This is a genomic window from Nocardia asteroides (genome assembly GCF_900637185.1).
GTDB classification, from domain to species: Bacteria; Actinomycetota; Actinomycetes; order Mycobacteriales; family Mycobacteriaceae; genus Nocardia; species Nocardia asteroides.
In genome coordinates this window covers 166417-190149 of the sequence record NZ_LR134352.1, presented here as the reverse complement: position 1 = coordinate 190149, position 23733 = coordinate 166417, and the positions used below count along the sequence as shown (strand labels likewise).

General features: G+C 68.6%; 25 protein-coding genes. 12 read left to right on the top strand and 13 right to left on the bottom strand.

Annotated elements, in window-relative coordinates:
* Positions 1-70: 70 nt before the first annotated feature.
* Positions 71-1111 (bottom strand): AraC family transcriptional regulator, encoded by a 1041-nt coding sequence (locus EL493_RS01000; protein ID WP_019049572.1) that lies wholly within the window; start codon positions 1109-1111, stop codon positions 71-73.
* A 95-nt stretch (positions 1112-1206) separates the two neighbouring features.
* On the opposite strand from EL493_RS01000, the gene lpdA reads away from it, so the two are divergent.
* The 3 genes from lpdA (at position 1207) to EL493_RS00985 (ending at position 4181) form a co-directional block, all read left to right on the top strand.
* Entirely contained in the window at positions 1207-2610 is a 1404-nt protein-coding gene (gene lpdA, locus EL493_RS00995; protein WP_022566147.1) for a dihydrolipoyl dehydrogenase, read from the top strand.
* Positions 2611-2923: 313 nt separating this feature from the next.
* Positions 2924-3418 (top strand): L,D-transpeptidase, encoded by a 495-nt coding sequence (locus tag EL493_RS00990; protein WP_022566148.1) that lies wholly within the window; start codon positions 2924-2926, stop codon positions 3416-3418.
* Positions 3419-3482: 64 nt separating this feature from the next.
* Positions 3483-4181 carry a polysaccharide deacetylase family protein gene (locus EL493_RS00985; protein WP_019049569.1) on the top strand — a complete coding sequence of 233 codons (699 nt, stop codon included), beginning with the start codon at positions 3483-3485 and terminating at the stop codon, positions 4179-4181.
* Here EL493_RS00985 and EL493_RS00980 read toward each other — a convergent pair.
* Entirely contained in the window at positions 4139-4561 is a 423-nt protein-coding gene (locus EL493_RS00980) for a winged helix-turn-helix transcriptional regulator (RefSeq protein WP_019049568.1), read from the bottom strand. The genes EL493_RS00985 and EL493_RS00980 overlap by 43 nt on opposite strands.
* 98 nt (positions 4562-4659) lie before the next feature.
* Between EL493_RS00980 and EL493_RS00975 the strand changes: the two genes are divergently transcribed.
* Both EL493_RS00975 and EL493_RS00970 read left to right on the top strand, forming a co-directional pair.
* Positions 4660-5508, top strand: coding sequence for an SDR family oxidoreductase (locus EL493_RS00975; protein ID WP_019049567.1), 849 nt, complete (start codon positions 4660-4662; stop codon positions 5506-5508).
* A 104-nt stretch (positions 5509-5612) separates the two neighbouring features.
* Entirely contained in the window at positions 5613-5936 is a 324-nt protein-coding gene (locus EL493_RS00970) for a DoxX family protein (RefSeq protein ID WP_019049566.1), read from the top strand.
* On the opposite strand, the gene EL493_RS00965 is transcribed toward EL493_RS00970, so the two are convergent.
* Both EL493_RS00965 and EL493_RS00960 read right to left on the bottom strand, forming a co-directional pair.
* The gene (locus EL493_RS00965; RefSeq protein WP_019049565.1) at positions 5937-6314 is read right to left on the bottom strand and encodes a VOC family protein; all 378 of its coding nucleotides are present in this window, start codon (positions 6312-6314) and stop codon (positions 5937-5939) included.
* Positions 6315-6406: 92 nt separating this feature from the next.
* On the bottom strand, positions 6407-6952 hold the full coding sequence (locus tag EL493_RS00960) for a carboxymuconolactone decarboxylase family protein (protein ID WP_019049564.1): 546 nt from the start codon (positions 6950-6952) through the stop codon (positions 6407-6409).
* 204 nt (positions 6953-7156) lie between these two features.
* On the opposite strand from EL493_RS00960, the gene EL493_RS00955 reads away from it, so the two are divergent.
* Entirely contained in the window at positions 7157-8044 is an 888-nt protein-coding gene (locus EL493_RS00955) for a nuclease-related domain-containing protein (RefSeq protein WP_019049563.1), read from the top strand.
* A gap of 5 nt (positions 8045-8049) precedes the next feature.
* Here the strand turns inward: EL493_RS00955 and EL493_RS00950 are convergent, their stop codons facing one another.
* From EL493_RS00950 to urtA, 6 genes are read right to left on the bottom strand one after another with little or no spacing between them, the layout of a single operon-like run.
* Positions 8050-8772 (bottom strand): GntR family transcriptional regulator, encoded by a 723-nt coding sequence (locus EL493_RS00950; protein ID WP_019049562.1) that lies wholly within the window; start codon positions 8770-8772, stop codon positions 8050-8052.
* A 13-nt stretch (positions 8773-8785) separates the two neighbouring features.
* On the bottom strand, positions 8786-9478 hold the full coding sequence (urtE, locus tag EL493_RS00945) for an urea ABC transporter ATP-binding subunit UrtE (RefSeq protein WP_019049561.1): 693 nt from the start codon (positions 9476-9478) through the stop codon (positions 8786-8788).
* Positions 9471-10283, bottom strand: coding sequence for an urea ABC transporter ATP-binding protein UrtD (urtD, locus tag EL493_RS00940; RefSeq protein WP_019049560.1), 813 nt, complete (start codon positions 10281-10283; stop codon positions 9471-9473). The genes urtE and urtD overlap by 8 nt, the downstream gene beginning before the upstream one ends.
* Complete coding sequence (urtC, locus tag EL493_RS00935; RefSeq protein WP_019049559.1) at positions 10280-11416, bottom strand: urea ABC transporter permease subunit UrtC; 1137 nt, start codon at positions 11414-11416, stop codon at positions 10280-10282. Before urtC ends, urtD begins: the two co-directional genes overlap by 4 nt.
* Positions 11413-12297 carry an urea ABC transporter permease subunit UrtB gene (gene urtB, locus EL493_RS00930; RefSeq protein ID WP_030201304.1) on the bottom strand — a complete coding sequence of 295 codons (885 nt, stop codon included), beginning with the start codon at positions 12295-12297 and terminating at the stop codon, positions 11413-11415. Before urtB ends, urtC begins: the two co-directional genes overlap by 4 nt.
* 60 nt (positions 12298-12357) lie before the next feature.
* Complete coding sequence (urtA, locus tag EL493_RS00925; protein WP_022566151.1) at positions 12358-13608, bottom strand: urea ABC transporter substrate-binding protein; 1251 nt, start codon at positions 13606-13608, stop codon at positions 12358-12360.
* A 340-nt stretch (positions 13609-13948) separates the two neighbouring features.
* Between urtA and EL493_RS00920 the strand changes: the two genes are divergently transcribed.
* A complete protein-coding gene (locus EL493_RS00920) occupies positions 13949-15778 on the top strand; it encodes an acyl-CoA dehydrogenase (RefSeq protein WP_019049556.1) in 1830 nt (609 codons plus the stop codon).
* A gap of 3 nt (positions 15779-15781) precedes the next feature.
* Here EL493_RS00920 and ramB read toward each other — a convergent pair whose 3' ends face one another.
* On the bottom strand, positions 15782-17188 hold the full coding sequence (gene ramB, locus EL493_RS00915; protein ID WP_019049555.1) for an acetate metabolism transcriptional regulator RamB: 1407 nt from the start codon (positions 17186-17188) through the stop codon (positions 15782-15784).
* Between the two features lie 94 nt (positions 17189-17282).
* On the opposite strand from ramB, the gene EL493_RS00910 reads away from it, so the two are divergent.
* The 5 genes from EL493_RS00910 (at position 17283) to EL493_RS00890 (ending at position 21470) form a co-directional block, all read left to right on the top strand.
* Positions 17283-18800 (top strand): ATP-dependent DNA ligase, encoded by a 1518-nt coding sequence (locus EL493_RS00910; protein WP_019049554.1) that lies wholly within the window; start codon positions 17283-17285, stop codon positions 18798-18800.
* A 63-nt stretch (positions 18801-18863) separates the two neighbouring features.
* On the top strand, positions 18864-20036 hold the full coding sequence (locus EL493_RS00905) for an inorganic phosphate transporter (protein WP_022566152.1): 1173 nt from the start codon (positions 18864-18866) through the stop codon (positions 20034-20036).
* Between the two features lie 13 nt (positions 20037-20049).
* Entirely contained in the window at positions 20050-20331 is a 282-nt protein-coding gene (locus EL493_RS00900) for a hypothetical protein (RefSeq protein ID WP_019049552.1), read from the top strand.
* Between the two features lie 11 nt (positions 20332-20342).
* Positions 20343-20699 carry a DUF3349 domain-containing protein gene (locus tag EL493_RS00895; RefSeq protein WP_051719449.1) on the top strand — a complete coding sequence of 119 codons (357 nt, stop codon included), beginning with the start codon at positions 20343-20345 and terminating at the stop codon, positions 20697-20699.
* A gap of 171 nt (positions 20700-20870) precedes the next feature.
* Positions 20871-21470, top strand: a complete 600-nt coding sequence (locus EL493_RS00890; RefSeq protein ID WP_074965382.1) for a TetR/AcrR family transcriptional regulator — start codon at positions 20871-20873, stop codon at positions 21468-21470.
* 66 nt (positions 21471-21536) lie between these two features.
* On the opposite strand, the gene EL493_RS00885 is transcribed toward EL493_RS00890, so the two are convergent.
* Positions 21537-22550, bottom strand: a complete 1014-nt coding sequence (locus EL493_RS00885) for an alpha/beta hydrolase (protein WP_022566154.1) — start codon at positions 22548-22550, stop codon at positions 21537-21539.
* Between the two features lie 193 nt (positions 22551-22743).
* Positions 22744-23730 carry an XdhC family protein gene (locus EL493_RS00880; protein ID WP_019049548.1) on the bottom strand — a complete coding sequence of 329 codons (987 nt, stop codon included), beginning with the start codon at positions 23728-23730 and terminating at the stop codon, positions 22744-22746.
* Positions 23731-23733: the final 3 nt, after the last annotated feature.

Sequence of the window (23733 nt, the reverse complement as noted above, 5' to 3'; positions counted from 1 at the left end):
CAACGGTAGGGGCGCCGGGTCGGCGGTCCCAGGTCCGCGCGCGTCACGGACCGGTCCGTTCACGACAGCGTCAGCCGGCCCGCGCTCCCGGCGTCGTCCCGGCCCACCGGTGGAAGGCCTTGCGCAGCGCCCGATCGTCGGAGAAGGCGAGCTGCTCGGCCACGGTGGCGGTGCTGTGCCCGGCGTCCAGCAGGGCCCTCGCGCGCTCGTAGCGGAGCAGGTCGAGTTCGTCGCGCCAGGAGGTGCCGTGCTCGGCGAGGTGTCGTTGCACCGTGCGCGGGCTCATCGCCAGGCTTTTCGCGACGCGGGCCAGCGCCGGGTCGCCCGCGTCGAGCGCGGCGGCCAGGGCGATGCGGAACGCGTCGAGCGGATCGGCGACCGGGCGGGCGGAGGCGAGGACCAGTTCGGCGTGGCTGCGCACGAGATTCGCCAGCATCGGATCGGCGCGGGGGAGCGGGGCCGTGGCGTCGTCGGCGTGGAAGGTGATCGCGTCGGACTCGGCGTCGAAGTCGATCCGGTCGGTGCCGAAGACGGCGATCAGGCCCGCGCGGTCGGCGGGCGCGCGGTGCCCGAAACTGACGCGGGTGGGGGTGAGCGGGCGGCCGGTGGCCTCGCGCGCGCGGCGCAGGTAGTAGGCGAGCACGTATTCGTTGACCACCGAGGCGACCAGCGGATCACCGGCGGAGGTCCGGTAGCCGACGGTGAGCTCGCCGTCGCCGGACAGGTCGAAACCCTCGGTGGCCGCGGTGACCAGGCGGTGGTACGGCTGGGCCGCGCGCAGCGAGTCGGCCAGGGTCGGCCCGGTGGTCACCAGGTAGTCCCAGGTGTTCAGCGAACCCAGCGGCGCGGCGGCGGCCACCGCGGCGCCGGAACCCGCACCGGGCCTGGCGTGCGCGATCAGCTCCCACAGCCGCAGCAGCGAGCTCATCGGGACGCGGTTCAGTTCGCCGCGCAGGATCACCTCGCCGGTACCGGGTACGCGGGCGAGCTGATCCTCGCTCGCGCCCGCCCGCCTGGCCTCGTCGACGAGTAGGCGGACCAGGTGCGTCGAGACGGTGCCGTCGAGCCGGCTGCCCGTCCCGGAACCCTCCGTTCCCGCCCCGCCGCTCACCGTCTGGACATTACCGTCCGGTCCGTTCCCGGCGGCCCTCACTTACCGGGGGGACGGGTGGGTGAACTCCCCGAAACAGAGTTAGGCTCGGGGTCGTGACTTCCCACTACGATGTCGTCGTTCTCGGCGCTGGTCCCGGCGGATATGTCGCCGCGATCCGTGCCGCTCAACTCGGCCTGCGAACAGCGATTGTCGAGCAGAAATACTGGGGTGGCGTGTGCCTGAATGTGGGCTGCATCCCGTCCAAGGCACTGCTGCGCAACGCCGAGCTGGCCCATATCTTCCACAAGGAGGCCAAGACCTTCGGCATCTCCGGTGAGGTCAGCTTCGACTTCGGCGCCGCCTTCGACCGCAGCCGCAAGGTGGCCGACGGGCGCGTCAAGGGCGTGCACTTCCTGATGAAGAAGAACAAGATCGACGAGTTCGACGGCCTCGGCACCTTCACCGGCCCGAACTCGCTGGATGTGGCCCTCACCAAGGGCGGCTCCGAGTCGATCACGTTCGACAACGTCATCATCGCCACCGGCACCACCACCAAGCTGCTGCCGGGCACCCAGCTCTCGGCCAACGTGGTGACCTACGAGGAGCAGATCCTCACCCGCGACCTGCCGGGCTCGATCCTGATCGTCGGCGCGGGCGCCATCGGCATGGAGTTCGCCTACGTCCTCAAGAACTACGGCGTGGACGTGCGGATCGTGGAGTTCCTCGACCGGGCGCTGCCCAACGAGGACGTCGACGTGTCCAAGGAGATCACCAAGCAGTACAAGAAGCTCGGCATCACCATCACCACCGGTGCGGCCGTGCAGACGATCGACGACGACGGCTCCAAGGTCACCGTCCAGATCAAGGACAACAAGTCCGGCGCGGTCGAGACCGTCACCGTCGACAAGGTGCTGCAGGCCGTCGGCTTCGCGCCCCGGGTGGACGGCTACGGCCTGGAGACCACCGGTGTCGCGCTCACCGACCGCGGCGCCATCGCGATCGACGACTACATGCGCACCAACGTGGGCCACATCTACGCGATCGGTGACGTCACCGCCAAGCTCCAGCTGGCCCACGTGGCCGAGGCGCAGGGCGTGGTCGCGGCCGAGACCATCGCGGGCGCCGAGACCATGGCGCTGGGCGACTACCGGATGATGCCGCGCGCCACCTTCTGTCAGCCGCAGGTCGCCAGCTTCGGTCTCACCGAGGAGCAGGCCCGCGCCGAGGGCTACGACGTGAAGGTCGCGACCTTCCCGTTCACCGCCAACGGCAAGGCGCACGGTCTGGCCGACCCCACCGGCTTCGTGAAGCTGATCGCCGACAAGACCCACGGCGAGCTCATCGGCGGCCACCTGATCGGCCCCGACGTCTCCGAGCTGCTGCCCGAGCTGACCCTGGCCCAGAAGTGGGACCTCACGGTCAACGAGCTCGCGCGCAACGTGCACACCCACCCGACGCTCAGCGAAGCGCTGCAGGAAGCGATCCACGGCCTCGCCGGCCACATGATCAACTTCTGATCGGGCGAAGACACCGAAGGGGCGGTCGCGTAGCGGCCGCCCCTTCGCCGTGCCACGACACGAATTCCGAGTATTTCTTTTCGGCAAAGTTGTGAGCGTTGATTTGGTGGATCCGCATGTCATACACGATGATCCGTGTAGTTCTCTGCTTCGCCTGTTGGTAGCTCCATCTGATTTCGTCAGTACATGGGTAACTCGCCGGGCACGCCCAATGGCTGACCACCTTGTCACCGCCGGCCCGGCAACCGCACTGTCGACGCTCCCCACGGTCGGCAAAAGGCGCGGGGAGGCGGACTAGAGAGGCAACTACTCGATGAGCAAGCGCATTCTCGGATTGGTGGCACGTGCGGCGGCACTGATCGCGGTGGCGGGATTCGGCACCATGGCGCCCGCGATGGCCGAACCGCTTTTCCCGGGTGGCCCCGACGTTCCCGGTGTTCCCTCGATCGTTCCGACCGCGTCCCCGTGCCCGGTGGTGGAGGCCAGGGCATGCATGCGGCTGTCGACGAACGAGGCCTGGCTGGTGGACAACGGCCGGGTGGTCTTCGGTCCGACGCCGATTTCGCACGGTATGGCCGGCTACGAGACCCCGCCCGCGGTGACCCGGATTTCCTTCAAGCGGGAATTCCACTGGAGCACCATGCACAATGCGCCGATGCGCTGGGCCACGTTCTTCAACGGCGATATGGCATTCCATGTGGGCCCGGTCAATTCCAAGTCGCACGGCTGTGTGCGGATGACCGAGGACGGCGCCCATCGTTTCTTCGACTACCTTCGCCCGGGCGACATCACCCAGGTCATCGAGTAACGGGTAGTTCCGGCCCGGCGTTCGCCGATCGGCCCGCTGTGCGCGCATGCGGTATACAGCTTGTGTGCGGAAGTGGTTGATCGGCGGCGCCGCGGCGTTCGTGGTGGTGCTGGCCGTTGTCGGCGGGCTGTACGTCCTGATGAATTCGCGGACCTATCAGCTCACCGGCGAACTCGTCGCCCGGGTCGAGACCGACCAGAAGTGGGTCGCGCTCACCTTCGACGACGGCCCCACCCACCGCACCCCCGAGGTGCTGCGGATGCTGGCCGAATTGCGCGTTCCGGCCACCTTCTACCTGGTCGGCGGTGATCTGGCCGCGCATCCCGAATACGGCGCCGCGATCGCCGCGGCGGGCCACGAGATCGGCAATCACTCCTACAGCCACCGGCGCATGGTGCTGATCTCCGGTGACACCGTGCGCTCGGAGATCGAGCGCACCGACACCGAGATCCGTCGCACCGGCTACCAGGGGCCGATCACCTTCCGCCCGCCCTACGGCAAGAAGCTCTGGTCCCTGCCGAACTATCTCGCCGAGCACGACCGCACCACCGTGACCTGGGATGTCGAACCCGACTCGGCCGGCGGCGCGAGCCGCGACGCCATCGTCGCCGACACTCTTGCCCGGACCCGCCCCGGCTCGATCATCCTGCTGCACGTGATGCACGGCGGCGAATCCGCGGCCGCGGTCCCGGAGATCGTGCGTGGGCTGCGTGCCCAGGGCTACGAATTCACCACCGTCTCGGACTTGTCGTCGCGGCGATAGGACGCCTGCGCCGCGTGCACGGTGTCGATGTTCGTCTCCAGCACCACGATCAGCGACTCCAGCCGCTCGGCCACCTGCGCCCCGAGTTCGGTGAGCGTGTACTCCACCCGCGGCGGAATGGCCTCGAGCACCTCGCGATGCACCATGCCGTCGCGTTCCAGCGACTGCAGGGTCTGCGAGAGCATCCGCTCGCTCACCCCGTCGACGCGCCTGCGCAGCGCGCTGAACCGGTAGGGCCCCTCCCGCAGAGCCACCAGCGCGAGCACGCCCCAGCGGCTCGCGACGTTCTGCAGTACCGGTCGTGAGCTGCAGTTACGCGCGAAGACGTCGGCCTCGATGGCCGGATCCTCGTCCGCCGGGGGCGGTTGCCGCGTGCTCATGGCCCGATAGTACCGCTCTTGACCAGAGTGCCTGCGGAATGCATAGTGCTTACTATTAGTTAGTGCATGACAAATCGTATGAACTCTGGAGGTAGAACATGACTGTCGCGGTGACCGGTGCGAGTGGACAGCTGGGCAGGCTCGTCGTCGAGGCCCTGCTGACGGCGGGCGAGCGGCCCGTCGCGATCGTGCGCGACCCGGCCAAGGTCGCCGACCTCGCCGAGCGCGGCGCGGTGGTCCGACAGGCCTCCTACGACGACCCCGCCGCGCTCGATGCCGCCCTGACCGGCGTCGACCGGGTGCTGCTCGTCTCGGGCAACGAGTTCGGCGCGCGGGTCGCCCAGCACACCAATGTCGTGCGCGCGGCCGAGCGCGCCGGTGTCCGGCTGCTGGCCTACACCAGCATTCCCGCCGCCACGGAGAACCCGATGATCCTCGCCCAGGAACATCGCGGCACCGAGGAGGTGCTCGCCTCCGCGAGTATCCCCACCGTCCTGCTGCGCAACAGCTGGTACTGGGAGAACTACGCGGCGGGCGCCGCGCACGCCGCGCAGACCGGCGTGCTGGCCGGCGCTTCCGGCGCGGGCAAGGTCTCCGGCGCCCCGCGTGCCGACTACGCCGCCGCGGCCGCGGCGGTACTCATCACCGACGGGCACGAGGGCCGGGTCTACGAACTCGGTGGCGACGAGGCGCTGACCGGTGACGAGCTCGCCGCGGTGATCGGCGAGGTCGCGGGCAAGCCGGTGCGCTACCAGGATCTGCCCGAAGCCGACTATGCGGCGATCCTGGGCCAGGCCGGGCTGCCCGAGCCGGTGGCCGCCGCGCTGGCCGACGCCGACACCGGGATCGGCCGTGGCCTGCTCGAGGTGCGGACCGGCGATCTGGCGAAGCTGATCGGCCGCCCGGTCACGCCGCCGGTCGAGGCGTTCCGGGCCCTGCTGGCCTGAAAGAGGGGGTGGGCCGCCGGGGAGCGGTGTGGCAGAGTTCGGGTGTGGCTACCGAATCTCCCCGTCGGCGCACGCACTCGTACCTGAGTGGCCTGCTGTTCGTGATGGGCGTCCTGCATTTCGTCGCGCCGAAGCCCTTCGACGGCATCGTGCCGCCGAAGCTGCCCGGCAACCCGCGCACCTACACCTACGCCTCCGGAGTCGCCGAGCTCGGCGTGGCGACGGCGCTCGCGGTGCCGCGCACCCGCCGCCTCGGTGGCTGGCTGGCCGCCCTGCTGTTCGTCGGCGTCTTCCCGGCGAACATCCAGATGACCGTCGACGTGGTCGGCAACCCGAAGGCGAACAACCTGTTCAAGGCCGGGGTGCTGGCCCGGCTGCCGCTGCAGATCCCGATGATCCTGGCGGCGCTGCGGGTCGCGCGCCGCTGATCACATCCACTGCACGAGCTGGATGACGATCCCGTTCGGATCGGTCATCTGGAAGTAGCGCTCGCCCCACTCCTCGGTCTCGATGGGCGTCTCGATCGAGACGCCCGCCCCGCGCAGCCGCTCGTACTCGGCGTCGATGTCGTCGACGACGAACACCACGAGCGTGCCCTCACCCGCGCTGCCCGCGATCCGGGCCGGCTTGAACGTGCCGAGCCCGGTGCGCAGGTAGATCACGTTCATCCCGGCGTCGGCGCGCTGCAGGGAGACGAATCCGTCGGCCGCCATCTGCTCGGTGAAGCCGAGGTGGTCGATCAGGAATCGGGCCGAGGCCTGCGGGTCGGCGACATTGAGCGAGATGGCCGAACTGGTGATCTGCATGCGTGCTCCTCGATGCGATGAACTCCGTACGTTGTACGAATTAAACGATGGCGAGCATTCGCGAGTTCCGCTCTATGAGCTGCGTCACATGTTCAGAAGGTGTCGCGATCGATCCGGAGCGTGGTGATGGTGGCGGCCAGGCCCTCGTACTGGTTGATCAGCAGCACGATCTCGATCAGCCGGCGCTCGTCGTAGTGCGCGGCCAGCTCGGTCCAGGCGGCATCGGCCACGTCCCGGTCGGTGACCAGCTGGTCGACGACGGTCAGCAGCGCGCGTTGCCGCGGCGTCCAGCCCTCGGCGTCCGGGCCGGCGGCCACCCGGTCGATCTCGACCAGGCTCAGTCCCGCTTTGCGTCCGAGCCTGCGATGGTGGTCGGTCTCGTAGTCGCAGGCGCGCAGGTGCGCGACCCGCAGGATCACCAGTTCGGCCTCGGCGCGCGGCAGCCGTCCCCCCGGCATGAGCTTGCCGGAGAAATGCAGCCACCCGCGGAACAGCCCGCCGGTGCGGCCGAGGGTGCTGAACAGATGCGCGTCGTCGGTGCCGGAGGCGCGGGAAAGTACCTGCCAGACAACCCAGTTGATGGGTCCCAGTTCGGCGAAACGTCCCGGAGAAACGCGTGGTAGTGGCGCTTTATCCATCTCGTCTCCACCTGTCTGTTCGGGTCGGCGCGGCCGGTTCGCAGCGTACTCGCCGGTAGCGGGTTGCGGTGCGGACTGTGCGCGGCGGGGTGTTTTTCTTTGCTTTCCAGTGGTTTTCGCAACAGTTGCGCGTCATGATCGGTGGGCACCGCAGCGCGCAGCGGCGGTGTGAGGTCGCTTCAGACTCGTAGGGGAACATCGCACATGCTGGTTCGGATCAGGCCGGAGGCGGAGCTCACCGGCGCCGAGCGGGAGTTCGTCGATTGCCTGCGCGCCTCGCCGGGTACGGGGCTCGCGCTGATCGATTGCCGGGTCGGGGATCGCAGGCTGGGGGCGGTGATCGTGACACCGCGGGGGATCACGGTCGTCGAGGTCAAGGGGTTCCGGCGCAGGCAGAGCGGGCTGCTCGCGGTGTCGGCGGCGGGCGCGTGGACGATCAGCGACAGCCCGCTCGACCTGGACACCGAGTCCGCGGCGGGGTTCACCGACCGGCTCGAACACGGCGTGCACGCGGTACGCGTGGCGCTGGAACAGGCGCTGCAGGACGGCGGCCAGGTGTGCGGGGCGGTAGTGCTGGTGCCGTACCGGGGTGTGGTGGTGCGGCCCGCCCGCACCGTATTGCGGCCGGGCCTGGACGTGGTCGTCGCCAACACCGTCGACGCGCACGAGCTGCGGGTCTACCTCGACGGCTTCGCCGCGGGCCCGCGCGCGTGGACCGTGGACCGGGTCCGCACCACCTGCACCGCGCTCGGCCTCGCCGAGCTCGCGCCCTCGCGCGCCGAACTGGCCGAGGACGGGTTCGACGGCAACCGCCCCGCGCCGGCGCCGCGGCCACCGCAGCCGCGCCGGTTCACCGAGCCGATCCAGGCGCCCCCGCCGGAGCCGGGCCGGCGCGGCCGCAAGACCGGACTCATCGTGTTCGCGGCGGCGCTGCTCGGTGTCTTCGTGGTGTTCCTGGTGATCGGGCAGGCCCTGCTCCACGACTCGCCACGGCCCCGGCCCAGTTCGGAGACCTCGCAGACCACGCGGCCGGCGCCGACTCCGGTGAGTCAGCGACCGACCGCCTGCTGGCCGTTCCAGAACGGCTGCTGAACCAGTCAATCCCGCACGGCGTGACCGGGTTCGGCGCGCGCCCGCAGGTGGGTGCGCGAGGCGGCGATATGGGCGACGAGGGCGCGCCGAGCCGGTTCCGGCTCGCCCGCGAGGAGGTGTTCGGCGATGGTGATGTGGTCGGCGGTCATCGCCGCGACCCGGGCCGGGGTCGGCGCGTCCATCGTGCGGACGGGGCGGACCCGGAGGTAGACGGCGGTGAGCGCGTCGGCCAGGGCGAGGTTGCCCGCGGCCCGCAGCAGTTCGGTGTGGAACCGCTCGTCGGCGGCGACCAGGTCGGGGCCGGGGTCCGGTGGCGTGTCCCGGAACGCGCGCCAGCGCTCGAGTTCGGCGCGCACCACGGGAAAGTCGTGGCCGGCCTGCCGGTGCGGATGCACCGAGTCGGTGGCCTCGATGCGCTGAAAACCACGGGCTTCCAGCACGATCCGTAGTTCGTAGAGTTCGTCCAGCTCGGCCGGGCTCGGCCGGTACAGGTAGAGCCCGTCCGGGTGACGCCGGACCAGTCCGTCGGCCTGGAGCCGGGCCAGCGCCTCGCGCACCGGAGTGCGCGAGACGCCGTAGCGGCGCGCCAGCCGTTCCGCGCGCAACCGCTCGGCCGGTGAGATGGACCCGACGGCCAGGTCGTCGCGCAGCGCGACGTAGACGCGCTCGGCCAGCGGCACCCGACCGCCCGCGGGCGGTTCGTCGCCGCCCGTGCCCCCGCGTGGCATCTCGCCGCTGCGTTCAGATCGCCATCGCCGCGCGCACCGCGGATTCCGCGCCCGCGCCGCCCGCCCCGGACGACCCGAGATGCCCCGAGTGCAGCACGTAGTACTGCTGCGCGGCCTGCAACGCGAAGCCGATGTGCTGTTCCACCAGCAGCACGCTGAGCCCGCCACGCTGGGTGAGCTCGATGATGGTGCGTTCGATCTCGGCCACCACCGACGGCTGGATGCCCTCGGTGGGCTCGTCCAGGATGAGCAGCTTGGGCTCGGTGATCAGCGCGCGGGCGATGGCCAGCTGCTGGCGCTGGCCGCCGGAGAGCAGGCCCGCCTTGCGGGTGAGCAGCTCACGCAGGGCCGGGAACAGCGTGAGCGATTCCTCGATCAGCGCCTTGCCCCGCTTGCGCCCGTCGGCCACGACCTGCAAGTTCTCGGCGGTGGTGAGCTGGGGGAAGCTCTGCTGCCCCTGCGGCACGTAGGCGATACCGCGTTTGACCCGCTGCGAGGGGGAGAGCTTGGTGATCTTCTCGCCGTCGAAGGTGATGGTGCCCGACTTGGTGGGCAACAGGCCGACAGCGGTGCGCAGCAGCGTGGTCTTGCCCGCGCCGTTGTGGCCCATGATGGCGACCACGCTGTCGTCGGGCACCGTCATGGTGACGCCGTGGATCACCTCGGTGCGCCCGTATCCCGAGTGGATCTCGTGTAGTTCAAGCATCGGCCGACTCCTTGTCCGTCGAGTCCGCGGCCATGGTCGCGGTGCCGAGGTAGACCTCCTGCACCTTCGGGTCGGCCTGCACTTCTTCCACGCTGCCCTCGCTGAGCACCCGGCCGCCGGCCAGCACGGTGACCGAGGTGGCGAAGGACCGCATGAAGTCCATGTCGTGTTCCACGACCACGACCACGCGGTCACCGCCGATGCGGCGCAACAGGTTTCCGGTCTCCTCGCGTTCCTCGGCGCTCATCCCGGCGACGGGTTCGTCGAGCAGCAGCACCGAGGCGTTCTGCACCAGCAGCATGCCGATCTCGAGCCACTGCTTCTGCCCGTGCGCGAGCACTCCGGCTGGCTTGTCCCGCAGCGCGGTGAGACCCGTTGTCTCCAAAGCCTCTTCGATGCTGGGCAGCACCGTCTTGCGCGCCCGCAGCAGCGACAGCGGCGAACGGCCCGCGCCCGCCGCGATGTCGAGATTCTGCAACACGGTGAGCTGCTCGAACACGCTCGCGGTCTGGAAGGTGCGACCCACGCCGAGGCGGGCGATCTGGTGCACCTTCTTGCCCAGCAGCTCGGTGCCCGACTTCTGTGCCGATCCCGTCGCCGGGACCAGTCCGGTGATGGCGTCGATGAGGGTGGTCTTGCCCGCGCCGTTGGGGCCGATCAGAAACCGCAGGTCGCCCTGCAGCACGGTGAGATCGACCTCGGAGACCGCCTTGAAACCGTCGAAACTCACCGAGAGCCCGCGGATTTCGAGGTAGTCGCTGTCCATGCCGGCGTTGCCGCCCGCTTTGGGTTCGTGCGTGGTCATCGGGCTTCCACCTTCTCCTCGGTGACGACGGCGGGCTCGGGCGCGATCGGCGCGGGGGCCGGTCGCGGCTCCCGGCTCGCCCACCAGCCTTTGAGCATCGGCCACAGGCCGGCCAGCCCGGCCGGGATGAAGCCGACGACCACGATGAACAGCACACCCTGCAGGTAGGTCCAGCCCGACGGGAACGACTCCGACAGCGAGGTCTGCGCCCAGGCCACGCCGATCGCGCCGAGCACCGGGCCGAGCAGCGTGGTCCGGCCACCGATCGCGACACCGATCAGGAACGCGATCGACGGGACGACGCCGATGTCGGCGGGCGAGATGATGCCGACGATCGGGGTGAACAGCGCGCCGGCGATGCCGGCCAGGAACGCCGCCACCACATAGGCGACGATCTTGATGTTGGCCGGGTCGTAGCCCAGGAAGCGCACCCGCTCCTCCGCGTCGCGCACCGCGACCAGCAGTTCGCCGTAGCGGCTGCGGTTGAGCTGCCGGATCAGCGCGACGACCAGCAGCAAAGTGCCCGCCGCGAGGAAGAACAGCATCTGCCGGTTGGCCGGGTCCGACAGCTTGAAGCCGAAGAACGCGCGGAAATCCGACAGGCCGGTGAAGCCACCGATGGCCTGCTGACCGGTGAGCAGGATGGCCAGCGCCGCCGCCAGCGCCTGGCTCAGGATGGCGAAGTAGGCGCCCCTGACCCGGCGTTTGAACACCCCGAAGCCGAGCACCGCGGCGACCAGCCCGGGCAGCACCAGGATGGCGAGGATGGCGACCGGCGCCGAGGCGAACGGCTGCCAGAAGGCGGGCAGTTCGCTGATGCCGGAGATCTCCATGAACTCGGGCACGTCGTTGCCGAGGCGAGCGGCGTCGGCGAGTTGCATGTGCATAGCCATGATGTAGGCGCCGATGCCGAAGAACACGCCCTGGCCCAGGGTGAGCATGCCACCACGGCCCCAGGCCAAGCCGATGCCCGCGGCCACGATGGCGAAGCAGAGGAACTTGGCCAGCAGGTTCAGCCGGAAGTCGCTGAGCACCGCCGGCGCCACCGCGAACAGGATGAACGCGGCGACGGCGAAGCCCGCGACGGGGGTCAGCCGGGGGTACTCGCGCAGGCGTGAGGTGAGTGCGGTCATGCCAAACTCCTTGTCCGCACGGTGAACAGGCCCTGCGGTCGGACCTGGAGGAAGATGACGATCAGCACGAACACGATGACCTTCGCGATGGACGCGGTGGTCGAGTATTCGATGAACGAATTGAGCAGGCCGAGTGCGAAGGCCGCGATCACGGTGCCCTTGATCTGGCCGAGGCCACCGATCACCACCACCAGGAACGCGTCGATCAGATAGCTCTGGCCGATGGTGGGACTGGTCGAACCGATCAGCGTGAGCGCCACACCGGCCACCCCGGCCAGGCCGGAACCGATGAAGAAGGTGCTGATATCGGTGAAACGCGAAGAGATGCCCGAGGTCTCGGCGAGTCCACGGTTCTGCACGACGGCCCGGATACGGCGGCCCATCGGCGTGGCCTTGAGCACGGCGGCCAGCGCGGTCACCGCGACGATCGCGAGCACCAGGATGAAGATGCGGGTCTTGGGCACCACCGCGCCCGCGATGGTGATTCCGCCACTGAGCCATTCGGGCACCAGCACGTTCTTGGCGGGCGCGCCGAAGATGTCACGCGCGGCCTGCTGCAGCACCAGCCCGACACCGAAGGTGACCAGCAAGGTGTCCAGCGGGCGGTCGTACATGTAGCGGATCAGGCCCATTTCCAGTGCGGCGCCGAGCAGCCCGCCGATCAGGAAACCCAGCAGCAGCGAGACGACCAGCGAGACGCCCGCCGACGAGAAGACCTGCTGCACGACGTAGGTGGTGTAGCAGCCGGCCATGATGAACTCGCCGTGCGCCATGTTGATGACGCCCATCTGACCGAAGGTCAGCGACAGGCCGAGCGCGGCGAGCAGAAGAATAGAGCCGAGGCTCAACCCGGTGAAGAGTTGGCCGATGAGTACATCCATATGAGTTCCCTGCGATCGGTGGGCCTCGGTGGCCGCGAACATGTCGCGGCCACGCGACATCTACTTCAAGCCCTTGGCCCAGTCGTAGGACTTCAGGTACGGGTCGGGGGTGATCGCCTTGCCGGAGTCCCACACGGTGTAGATCAGGCCGTCCGGGCGAATCTCGCCGATCCGGGCGGTCTTGGTGATGTGGTGGTTGGAGCCGTCGATGGTGACGGTGCCCTCGGGCGCCTCGAAGCTCACGCCGTCGGCGGCCGCCTGCACGTCGGCCACGGCGAAGGACTTGGCCTTCTCGACGGTGTTCTTCCACAGGAAGACCGAGGCGTAGGCGGCTTCCATCGGGTCGGAGGTGGGCTTGTCGGCGCCGAAGGCGGCCTTGTAGTCGGCGACGAACTTCTTGTTCACCGGGGTGTCGACGGTCTGGTAGTAGTTCCAGGCGGTCAGCTGGCCCGCGATGTTCTGCGCGCCGATACCGGCGACCTCTTCCTCGGCGATCGACACCGAGACCACCGGCATGTCAGCGGCTTTGAGGCCCGCGTTGGTGTACTCACGGAAGAACGCGACGTTGGAGTCGCCGTTGAGGGTGTTGAAGACCGCGCCCGCCTTGGCGTTTCGCACCTTGTTGACGATGGTGGAGAAATCGGTGGAGCCGAGCGGGGTGTAGTCCTCGCCCTTGATCTCGATGCCGTTGGCCGCGGCGTAGGCCTTGATCTCGCGGTTGGCGGTCTGCGGGAAGACGTAGTCCGAGCCGACCAGGTAGAGGGACTTGATGCCCTTCTGCTTCAGGTAGTCCAGCGCGGGGATGATCTGCTGGTTGGTGGTGGCGCCGGTGTAGAAGATGTTCTTGCTGTCCTCCAGGCCCTCGTACTGCACGGGGTAGTAGAGCAGCGAGTTCAGGCTCTCGAACTTGGGCTTCATGGCCTTGCGGCTCGACGAGGTCCAGCCGCCGAAGACCGCGGCGACACAGTCGGAGCTGATCAGCTTCTCCGCCTTTTCCGCGAAGGTCTTCGGGTCGGAGGCGCCGTCCTCGAGCACGATCTCGATCTTCTTGCCGAGCACCCCGCCCGCGGCGTTGATCTGGTCGATCGCCAGCTTGGTCGAATTGGCCACGGTCACTTCGGAAATGGCCATGGTGCCGGAGAGGGAGTGCAGCGAGCCGACCTTGATCGTGTCCTTGGTGGTGTCCACGCACGAGGCGGCGGTCGAACCCGACGACGCGTCGTCGCGGGCACCGCAACCGGTGAGCAACAGGCCGGCGACGGCCACCGCGGCAGGCACGGTGAGTGCCCGGACCAAACGGGATTGAGACATGGGGCGGTTCTCCTCATCAGGTGTAACGGCGGCGCCACACGCGCCACAACGAACACCACCGCGGCCTGCCCGGTGTCTGGATGTACACCGAGTTGTATACAGCGGCTGTATTCGTGAGCGGAACAGTAGATGGAACTTGTTGCACCGGAATATCTCTCGGTCACGTGTCCGTTTCGTCTGTTTCATCCGTGTGAACAAGTGCTCAGCGCCGGGCGCGGGGATCGGCGTGCCTACGGTTGCGTAGGGACGCCGCGGTGCGGCACGCTTCGGATTCGTACGACGTCGAACAGCCGAATCGCGCGGCGCTCGGGCCGCGTGTGGTCAGTCGAGGAGGTCCCCGGTGGGGCACTACAAGGCGAACGTGCGTGACCTCGAGTTCAACCTGTTCGAGGTGCTGCAGCTCGACAAACTGCTCGATACCGGCGCCTACGGCGACCTGGATTTCGACACCGTGCGACAGATCCTCGACGAGGTGAGACGGCTGGCCGAGGGGCCCATCGCCGACTCCTTCGCCGCCGCCGACCGCGACCCGGTGGTCTTCCGCCCCGGCACCTTCGACATCAGCGTCCCCGCGCCGCTGCGCAAGACGGTCGACGCGGTGCAGGAGGCGGGCTGGTACCGCCTGGGCATGCCGGAGGGGATGGACGGCACGCCGGCCCCGAACGTGCTGCTGTGGGCGATCAACGAACTGGTCATCAGCGCCAACCCCTCGGCCAGCTTCTTCAACATGGGCCCGCTGATGGGGTCGGTGCTGCACGAGATCGGCACCGACGAGCAGAAGCGCTGGGCGCGTAGCGGATTCGAACGCGGCTGGCAGGGCACCATGGTGCTCACCGAACCCGACGCCGGCTCGGATGTGGGCGCGGGCCGCACCAAGGCGGTGCCGCAGCCGGACGGGTCGTGGCACATCGAGGGGGTCAAGCGGTTCATCTCCGGTGGCGACGTGGGCGAGGTGGCGGAGAACGTCTTCCACCTGGTGCTCGCCCGGCCGGAGGGTGCCGGGCCCGGTACCAAGGGGCTGTCGCTGTTCTATGTGCCGAAATTCCTGTTCGACCCCGAGACGATGGCGCTCGGCGACCGCAACGGGGTGTACGTGACCGGGCTCGAGCACAAGATGGGCCTGAAGTCCTCGCCGACCTGCGAGCTCACCTTCGGCGGCACGGACGTGCCTGCCAAGGGCTGGCTGGTGGGCGACGTGCACAACGGGATCGCGCAGATGTTCAAGGTGATCGAGAACGCGCGGATGACGGTGGGTGTGAAGTCCTCGGGGACGCTGTCGACCGGGTACCTGAACGCGCTCGAATACGCCAAGACGCGGGTGCAGGGCGCGGATCTGACGCAGATGGCCGACAAGGCCGCGCCGCGCGTGACCATCACCCATCATCCCGATGTGCGGCGGTCGCTGGCCATGCAGAAGGCCTACGCGGAGGGGCTGCGGGCGGTGTATCTGTATACCGCCGCGCATCAGAACGCCGATGTGGCGCAACTGGTCTCCGGTGCCGACGCCGAGACCGCGCACCGGGTGGACGATCTGCTGCTGCCGATCGTCAAGGGGGTCGGGTCCGAGCGGGCGTATCAGCTGCTCACCGAGTCCCTGCAAACTTTCGGCGGTTCCGGCTATCTGCAGGACTATCCGATCGAGCAGTACATCCGCGACGCGAAGATCGACTCGCTGTACGAGGGCACCACCGCGATCCAGGCGCAGGACTTCTTCTTCCGCAAGATCATTCGCGATCGGGGCGCCGCGCTGGCGCACGTGAACGGTCAGATCAGCGCGTACCTGGACGCCGACACCGGCCGCTTCGCCACCGAGCGCGCGCTGCTGCGCACCGCCCAGGCCGATATCGGCGCCATGGCCGCCACCCTCACCGGTTACGCCATGGCGGGTCAGACCGACCCGACCGAGCTCTACAAGGTGGGCCTCGGCTCGGTCCGCTTCCTGATGGCGGTCGGCGACCTGCTCATCGCCTGGCGCCTGCTGGTCCAGGCCGACATCGCCGCCGCGGCGCTGTCCGGCGACGCCCCCACCAAGGACCGCCCCTTCTACCAGGGCAAAGTAGCCGCGGCCACCTTCTTCGCCAAGAACGTCCTGCCCGAACTCACCGCCACCAGATCCATCCTCGCCGCCCTCGACACCGACATCATGTCCATCCCCGAAGAAGCCTTCTGAGCGCTACTTGATCAGGTAGGGGGAGACGGAGCTGCGGTGTTCGCTGATGTCGAGGGACTTGCCGAGTGGGGGGAAGGCGCGTTGCGGGCAGTTGGCGCGGACGCAGACTCGGCAGCCCGCGCCGATGGGGGTGGCTGAGGCTTCGCCCAGGTCGATGCCGTCGGCGTAGACGACGCGGCCCGCGTGGCGGAGTTCGCAGCCGAGGCCGATGGCGAAGGTCTTGCTGGGCTGGCCGTAGCGGGTGGCGCGGCGTTCGACGGTGCGGGCCACCCAGAGGTATTTGCGGCCGTCGGGCATCTGCGCGATCTGGGTCATGATCTTGCCGGGATAGGCGAAGGTCTCGTAGACGTTCCAGAGCGGGCAGGTGCCGCCGCTGGCGGAGAAGTGGAAACCGGTGGCGGACTGGCGCTTCGACATGTTGCCCGCCCGGTCCACCCGCACGAAGGAGAACGGCACCCCGCGCAGGCTGGGCCGCTGCAAGGTGGAGAGCCGGTGGCAGATGGTCTCGTAGCTCTGCGAGAAGAACGCCGAGAGCCGCTCGATGTCGTAACGGAAATCCTCGGCCACCTCGTGGAAATGGGTATAGGGCAGCACCGTCGCCGCGGCGAAATAGTTGGCCAGCCCGAGCATGGCCAATTTGTGCGCGGCCTCGGAGGCGAAATTGCCCTCCTCCACCAATTTGTCCAGCAGTGGTCCGCATTCGAGATAGGCCAGTTCGGCGGCGAGCTTGAAGGTGCGCTGGCCGCCGGACAGGTGCGGGGAGATCTCGAGCTGGTTGGTCTCGGGGTCGAAATGGTGCAGCACGCCCTCGCCGAGGTCGATCCGCTCGACGATCCGCACGCCGTGCGCGCGCAACAGCCGGACGATCTCGGTGCTCACGTCGCCACCGTGGAAGCGGATGCGCGCGGTGAGGTCCTCGGCCGCGGTGTCGAGCTCGTCGATGTAGTTCTGGCGCTGATAGAAGTAGTCACGCACTTCCTCGTGCGGCTTGCTGATCGCGGCGCTGCCCGAACCGTCGGAGAAGCGGTCCTCGGTGGCGGCGGCCAGCTGGGCGCTGGTGTTGCGGTACCGGTTGTGCATGGCGACCAGCGCGCGGGCCATGCTCGGATGCGCCGAGACCATGTCGGCGATCTCCTGGGTGTCGGCCTCGATGCCGAGCTCGGCGTCCATCACGACTTCCTGGAGTTCGGCGATGAGCCGGGTGTCGTCGTGGGCGGAGAAGAACGCCGGATCGACGCCGAAGACCTCGTTGATCCGCTTGAGCACCGGCACCGTGAGCGGCCGCACGTCGTGCTCGATCTGGTTGAGATAGCTGGCCGAGATCTCCAGTTTCTGGGCCAGCGAGACCTGGCTCAGGCCGCGCTCGGTACGCAGCTGGCGCAGCCGCGCACCGACATAGGTCTTGGCCATATGTCCAGTTTATGGGCGGTTTCGCAGGCTTGCCAACGGATTCTTAACAACCGGGTGCGAGGGATGTGTCACACCGGCGCGCTACGGTCGACGGGTGCTGTTCAGCGATGTCGTCGCGGTGTCGGCGGCGGTACGGGCCACCAGGTCGCGCAAGGCGAAGATCGCCGCGCTGGCCGGACTCTTCGCGGCCGCGGGCCCGCGGGAGATCGGGACCGTGGTGGCCTGGCTGTCGGGTGAGCTGACGCAGGGCCGGATCGGCGCCGGCTGGCGCACGGTCGCCGGGCTGGAGACACCGCCCAGCGACGCGGCGCGATTGACCGTGGGCGAGGTCGACGACGTCTTCACCGCGCTGACCGGGCTCAGCGGAACCGGCTCGACCCTGCGCAGGCGCGAACTGCTGACGGAACTGTTCACCGCGGCCACCGCCGACGAGCAGTCCTTCCTCATCCGCCTGCTCACCGGGGAACTGCGTCAGGGCGCGCTCACCGCGGTGGTCGTCGAGGCGCTGGCGCAGGCCACCGGAATTCCGGTCGAGGTGGTGCGGCGCGCGCACATGCTCTCCGGTCAGCTGCCCGCCACGGCCGTCGCCGCGGTCACCGGAGGCGCGGCGGCGCTGAACGCGTTCCGGCTCGAGGTCGGCAGGCCGGTCGCGCCGATGCTGGCCTCGCCGGGCGGCTCGCTCGACGAGGCGCTGGCCGAACTGGGCCCGCAGGTGAGTGTCGAACACAAACTCGACGGCGCCCGCATCCAGGTGCACCGCGACGGCGAGCGGGTGTGGGTGTTCACCCGCACCCTGCGCGACATCACCGCGAGCGTGCCCGAGCTGGTCGCGCTGGTGGCCGGCCTCGACTGCGCCAGCGTGGTCCTGGACGGGGAAACCCTGGCGCTCACCGACGCGGGCAGGCCGCGCCCGTTCCAGGAGACGATGAGCCGCTTCGCCACCGTCGGCGACACCAGGGAACTGCTGCTGCACCCCTACTTCTTCGACTGCCTGCACCTGGACGGCGCCGACCTGATCGACGAGCCGCTGCGCACCCGCCGCACCGCGCTGGAACAGGTGGCGGGCGAACACAGCATTCCCGCGCTGATCGCCCCCGACGCCGAGGCCGCCGCCGAGTACTACGACGACGCGCTGGCCGTCGGCAACGAGGGCCTGATGGTCAAGGCCCTCGACGCCACCTACGCGGCGGGCAGGCGCGGCAAGTCCTGGCAGAAGATCAAACCGGCGCACACCCTCGACCTGCTGGTGATCGGCGCCGAATGGGGCTACGGCAGGCGCACCGGGTTCCTGTCGAACCTGCACCTGGCCGCCCTCGACCCGGAGACGGGTGAGCCGGTGATGGTCGGCAAGACCTTCAAGGGCCTCACCGACGAACTGCTGCGCTGGCAGACCGCGGAGTTCCCGCGCTACCAGACCCACAGCGACGGGCACGCGGTGTACCTGCGCCCCGAACTCGTCGTCGAGATCGCGCTCGACGGCGTACAGACCAGCACCAGGTATCCCGGCGGCGTCGCGCTGCGATTCGCGCGGGTGCTGCGCTACCGGCCGGACAAGGAGCCCGCGCAGGCCGACACGATAGATACCGTGCGCGCGCTCGGCGTGACCGGGTGAGGTGGCGAAGACTTTCCCGCAACGGTTTGGCAATTCGGTATCGGCATACGACACACTGTCCGGGTGAGCGCCGAACTAATGGTCTTGTTGATCGTCATCGTCACAGCTCTCGTTTTCGACTTCACCAACGGTTTCCACGACACGGCCAACGCCATGGCGACCTCCATCGCCACCGGCGCGCTCAAGCCGCGCGTGGCAGTGGCGCTCTCCGGCCTGCTGAATCTGATCGGCGCGTTCCTGTCGGTCTCGGTGGCGGCGACGGTGGCCAAGGGCATCGTCCAGTTGAACGACGTGGGCGGACAGGACCTGCTTGTCATCGTCTTCGCCGGCCTGGTCGGCGGCATTCTGTGGAACCTGCTGACCTGGTTGCTCGGGCTGCCGTCGAGTTCCTCGCACGCGCTGTTCGGCGGCCTGATCGGCTCGACCATCGCGGCGCTCGGCTGGAACGGCGTGATCTGGGCCTCGGGCTCCGAGGGCGTGCTGATCAAGATCGTGATTCCCGCCGTGCTGGCCCCGGTGATCGCCGCGCTGGTGGCGGCCATCGCGACCTTCCTGGTGTACCGGATCACCCGTGGCGTCGACGAGGACAAGTCGACCGAGGGCTTCCGCTGGGGCCAGATCGGCTCGGCCTCGCTGGTCTCGCTGGCTCACGGCACCAACGACGCGCAGAAGACGATGGGCATCATCTTCCTCGCGCTGGTGGCCTACGGCTCGCTGGACAAGGACGACCACATGCCGCTGTGGGTGATGGCCTCGTGTGCCGTCGCGATCGCGCTGGGCACCTATCTCGGCGGCTGGCGGATCATCCGGACCCTGGGTAAGGGCCTGGTCGAGATCGAGTCGCCGCAGGGGATGGCCGCCGAGTCCACCTCGGCCGCGATCATCCTCACCTCCGCGCACTTCGGTCTGCCGCTGTCGACCACCCAGACCGCGACCGGTGCCATCCTGGGCACCGGCATCGGCAAGGGCGCCGAGGTGCGCTGGCGGGTGATGGGCCGGATGGCGGTGGCCTGGCTGCTGACCCTGCCGATGGCGGGTATCGTCGGCGCGATCTGCTGGGCGATCGCGCACCTCATCGGCGGCCTGCCCGGTGTGCTGGTGGTGTTCGGCATCCTGATCGGCGGCGCGCTCGGGATCTACCTGTGGTCGCGTCGCGATCCGGTCGGCACGCACAACGTGAACGAGTGGCCCGGCGACGCGGCCTCGTCGTCGGTCGAACAGAACCACGCCGGATAGCGGGGAGCGCGGAATGCACACAGTGATGACCAACCTGAGTTCCCTGTGGGAAGTGGTGCTCGCCGCCCTGGTCTTCGGCGCGGGCGTGCCCGCCGTGTTCGCCTTCGCGGTGCGGTGGTGGGGCCGGGCCGAGACTGTCGACGCCGAGGGCAACGTCCAGCGCAACCACGTCGCGCTGGCGGGGGCGCTGCTGTGCGTGATCGTGATCGTGGTGGTGGTGATCTCGGCGATCCTGTTCACCGCCAAGGCGTTCATCGCCCACCAGTTCGGCATCCACCTGTTCGGTCAAGCATGAGCGAGGACGCGATGACAGATCCGATTCCCACCCCGCCCGTCCGGGGCAATCTGCTCTCCCGGGTCCTCGGCTGGCTGCGCGCGGGATATCCGCAGGGCATTCCGCAGTCGGACTATGTGGCGTTGTTCGCGGTACTGCACCGCCATCTCACCGACTACGAGGTGGTGGTGATCGGCGAGAAGCTGATCGAGGCCAACCCGAACCGCGAATCCATCAGCGAGGCCGAGATCGAGGCGGCCATCGCCGATTTCGCCAAGCAGCAGCCCGCGCCCGACGATGTCTCGCGGGTGGCCTCGCACCTGGCCGCCGGTGGCTGGCCGCTGGCCGAGCCGCTCGACGACGGTGAGCCGGCGGCCGAGCAGGACTGAGTTTCGCCGCGCGACAATAACGCTGTGCCAATGGAATCGACGGCAACGGCAGTTTCCGATTTGCCCGGATGCGTGACGGCCGCGCGCTAGCATGCACGGGTGGTTCGGCGTGTGGACAAAACCGATAGTGGTCGTAGTTACGGTGGATTGTCGCGCCAGCAGCGAGTAGCCATGCGGCGCAGCAGGTTGACCGACGCGGCATTGGAACTATTCGGTACCCAGGGATATTCGTCGACCTCGATCGAACGGTTGTGCGCGACGGCGAATGTGTCGACCCGCAGTTTCTACGAAGACATCGGCAGTCGCGAAGCGCTGTTGATCGCCCTGGTCGACCGGTTGAACTCGGCGGCGCTGGTGCGCGTGGACGAAGCGCTGGAACGCACCTGTGAGCAGCCGCTGGTGGTGCGGGTGGTGGAGAGTTTCCGCGCTTTTCTAGCGGTGACCTGCCGGGACCGGCGCGCGGCCAGAGTGTTCTATGTGGAAGTGGTGGGGGTGAGCCCGGCCGTGGAGGAATGGCGGCGCGCGCAGCGGCGTTCGGTGTCGGGACTGCTCGCCAGGGAAGCGCAGCGGGCCGCCGCGCGCGGTGAGGCGGAATCGCGCAGCGTGCACCTGTTCACGCTCGCCCTGATCGGCGCGGTGAATTCGCTGGCCCAGGAGATGGTGCACGCGACGGTGCCCGGCGACGCGATCTCGGTGGACGAGATCTGCGACGAGATCGCCTATTTCATCCGGTCCGGGCTCTCGGTGCGGCCCTCGGCATTGCCGACCTGACGGTCCGCGCGTACGAAAAAAGGGAGGCGTCCGATCGGACGCCTCCCTTTTCGGTTCTGCGGAGAATCAGATACCCATGCCCTGGGCCAGCATCGGCCACGACTCGTGCAGCGCCTGCTCCCAGTACGGCCAGTAGTGGGTGCCGACCGGGTTGAACATGTAGGTCGCCGGGATGCCCAGCGAGTCCAGCTTGGTCTTCAGGTTCTGCGTGCACGCGTTGGTCGCGGCCTCGATCGCGACGCCGAGGCCGAGGTTGACCACGCCCATCGGGCCGTTGCCCTCGGTGTAGTAGCGCACGTCCTCCATCACCGGCAGGCCGCTGCCGCTGGAGATGTAGAGGTTGGTGCCGCGCAGCTTCTCGGCGTTGAGGACCGGGTCGTTGGCGACCCAGGCCGGGTCGTTGTCAGCGCCGTACATGTTCTCGGTGTCGCCGCCCGCCCAGGTCTCCACGGAGAACTTGACGAACTGCCTGCCCATGGGGTCGGCGATCTGCGCGCAGCCGGAGTAGGCGGCGACGGACTTGAACAGGCCCGGCTTGGCCTCGGCCAGCTGCAGCACCGAGGTGCCGGAGGTGGACAGGCCGGCCAGCGAGTTGAGGCCGGTGGAGTTGAGCGTGCTGTCGAGCAGCGGGGGCAGCTCCTGGGTGAAGAAGGTGTTCCACTTGTTCAGGCCCAGGCGAGCGTCTTCCTTCTGCCAGTCGGCGTAGTAGCTGCCGCGGCCGCCGATCGGCTGGATGACATTGACCTGCTTGTCGGCCAGGAAGCCGAGCGCGTTGGTCTGCGCGGCCCAGCTGGCGGTGCCCTCACCGGCGTCGAGGCCGTTGAGCAGGTAGAGGTTGGGGGCGGGCTTGGACTCGTCGACCGGACGCTGCACGTCGACGGTGATGTCCTTCTTCATCGCCGCGGAGTACACCTTCAGGTGCCAGGTCCGGCCGTCCTTGACGATGGACGACACGGCCGAGGGCTTCTCGGGTTCGGCCGATGCGGCGCCGCCGGCGATCACGGCGACCGACAGCGCGGCGGTCAGGGCCAGCGCGGTGGTGCGCAGTGCGGCCACGGTACGGGTTGCAGAGAGCTTCATCGAACAGTCGGTTCCAGTCCACGGGCCACGGTCGGCCTCGTCATCGCAGTGCTTCCCCCCTTGGCCGAACATCGGGTGTTCGACGGCCGCGGGGCTGTCAGATCCTCCGACACTCTATGTCCTCCGCTGCGACAGAATCGTTACTGGTTCAGATTTATCGGTGAACGCGAGCGAGTGTTTTGTTGTAAATGTCCTAAATGGCCATGCCGACCGTCGCCGAACCGTAGTCGCGGCGGGCGGTCAGCCGCATGCCCGCGCGCGAGGCCAGGAAATCGGCGGTGACGAAGACGGCGGTCTCGGCCGGGGTGCGCGGGCCGGATTCGAGCCCGGCGGGCACGTGCAGGCGGGCCAGGGTCGGCTCGTCGAAGCCACCCGCCCGCAGGTCGTCGAGGCGGCGCGCCTGGTCGGCGGGCGAGCCGAGCGCGGCCAGGTAGCCCAGCTCCGGGAGCCGCAGCGCGACGGTGAGCAGCGGGATCTCGAAGCGCGGCTCGTTGGCCAGCACCACGATGCCGGTGGTGTCGTCGATCTCACCCGCGGCCGAGAGGGTGTTCAGGTAGCGGTGCGGCCAGTCCACGACGACCTCGGCGCCGGGGAAGGAGCCCGGATCGGCGAACTCGGGGCGGGAATCGCAGATGCTGACCTGATAACCGATCATCCGCGCCTGCGCGGCCAGCGTCGCGGCGTAGGCGTTGGCGCCGAAGATCAGCAGCCGCGGCGGCGGGCAGAAGGAAGCGACGAACAGATCCGACTCCGGCAGGGCGACGAGTTCGGTGGCGTGCTTGCGATCGGTGACCAGATGCTGGCCGATGACATCGGGATCCTGATTCCAGACCACGGTGAACACGGTGACCCGGCGATGGGCCTGGATATCGGCGGCGATAGCGGGGAATTCGGGGAAATCGCGGCAGGAGAACGGTTCGACGAAGATATCGACGAGCTGACCGTCGTCGGAGACCGATTCCATTCCGGTGATCAAGCTGTAGCGGCGCAGTTGCCGAATGCCGGTCTGCGCGGCTTCCAGCGCGGCGGCGTAGACGGTTTCCTCCAGCCGTCCGGACGCGATGGATCCGAAGACTCCGCCGTTGGGGGTGACGAGCATTGCCGACCCGATCTGCATGGCGTCGGTGCCGATGGTGCGGACCACGGTGGCCAGGCCACCGGTTCGGCCCGAATGCCACACTCG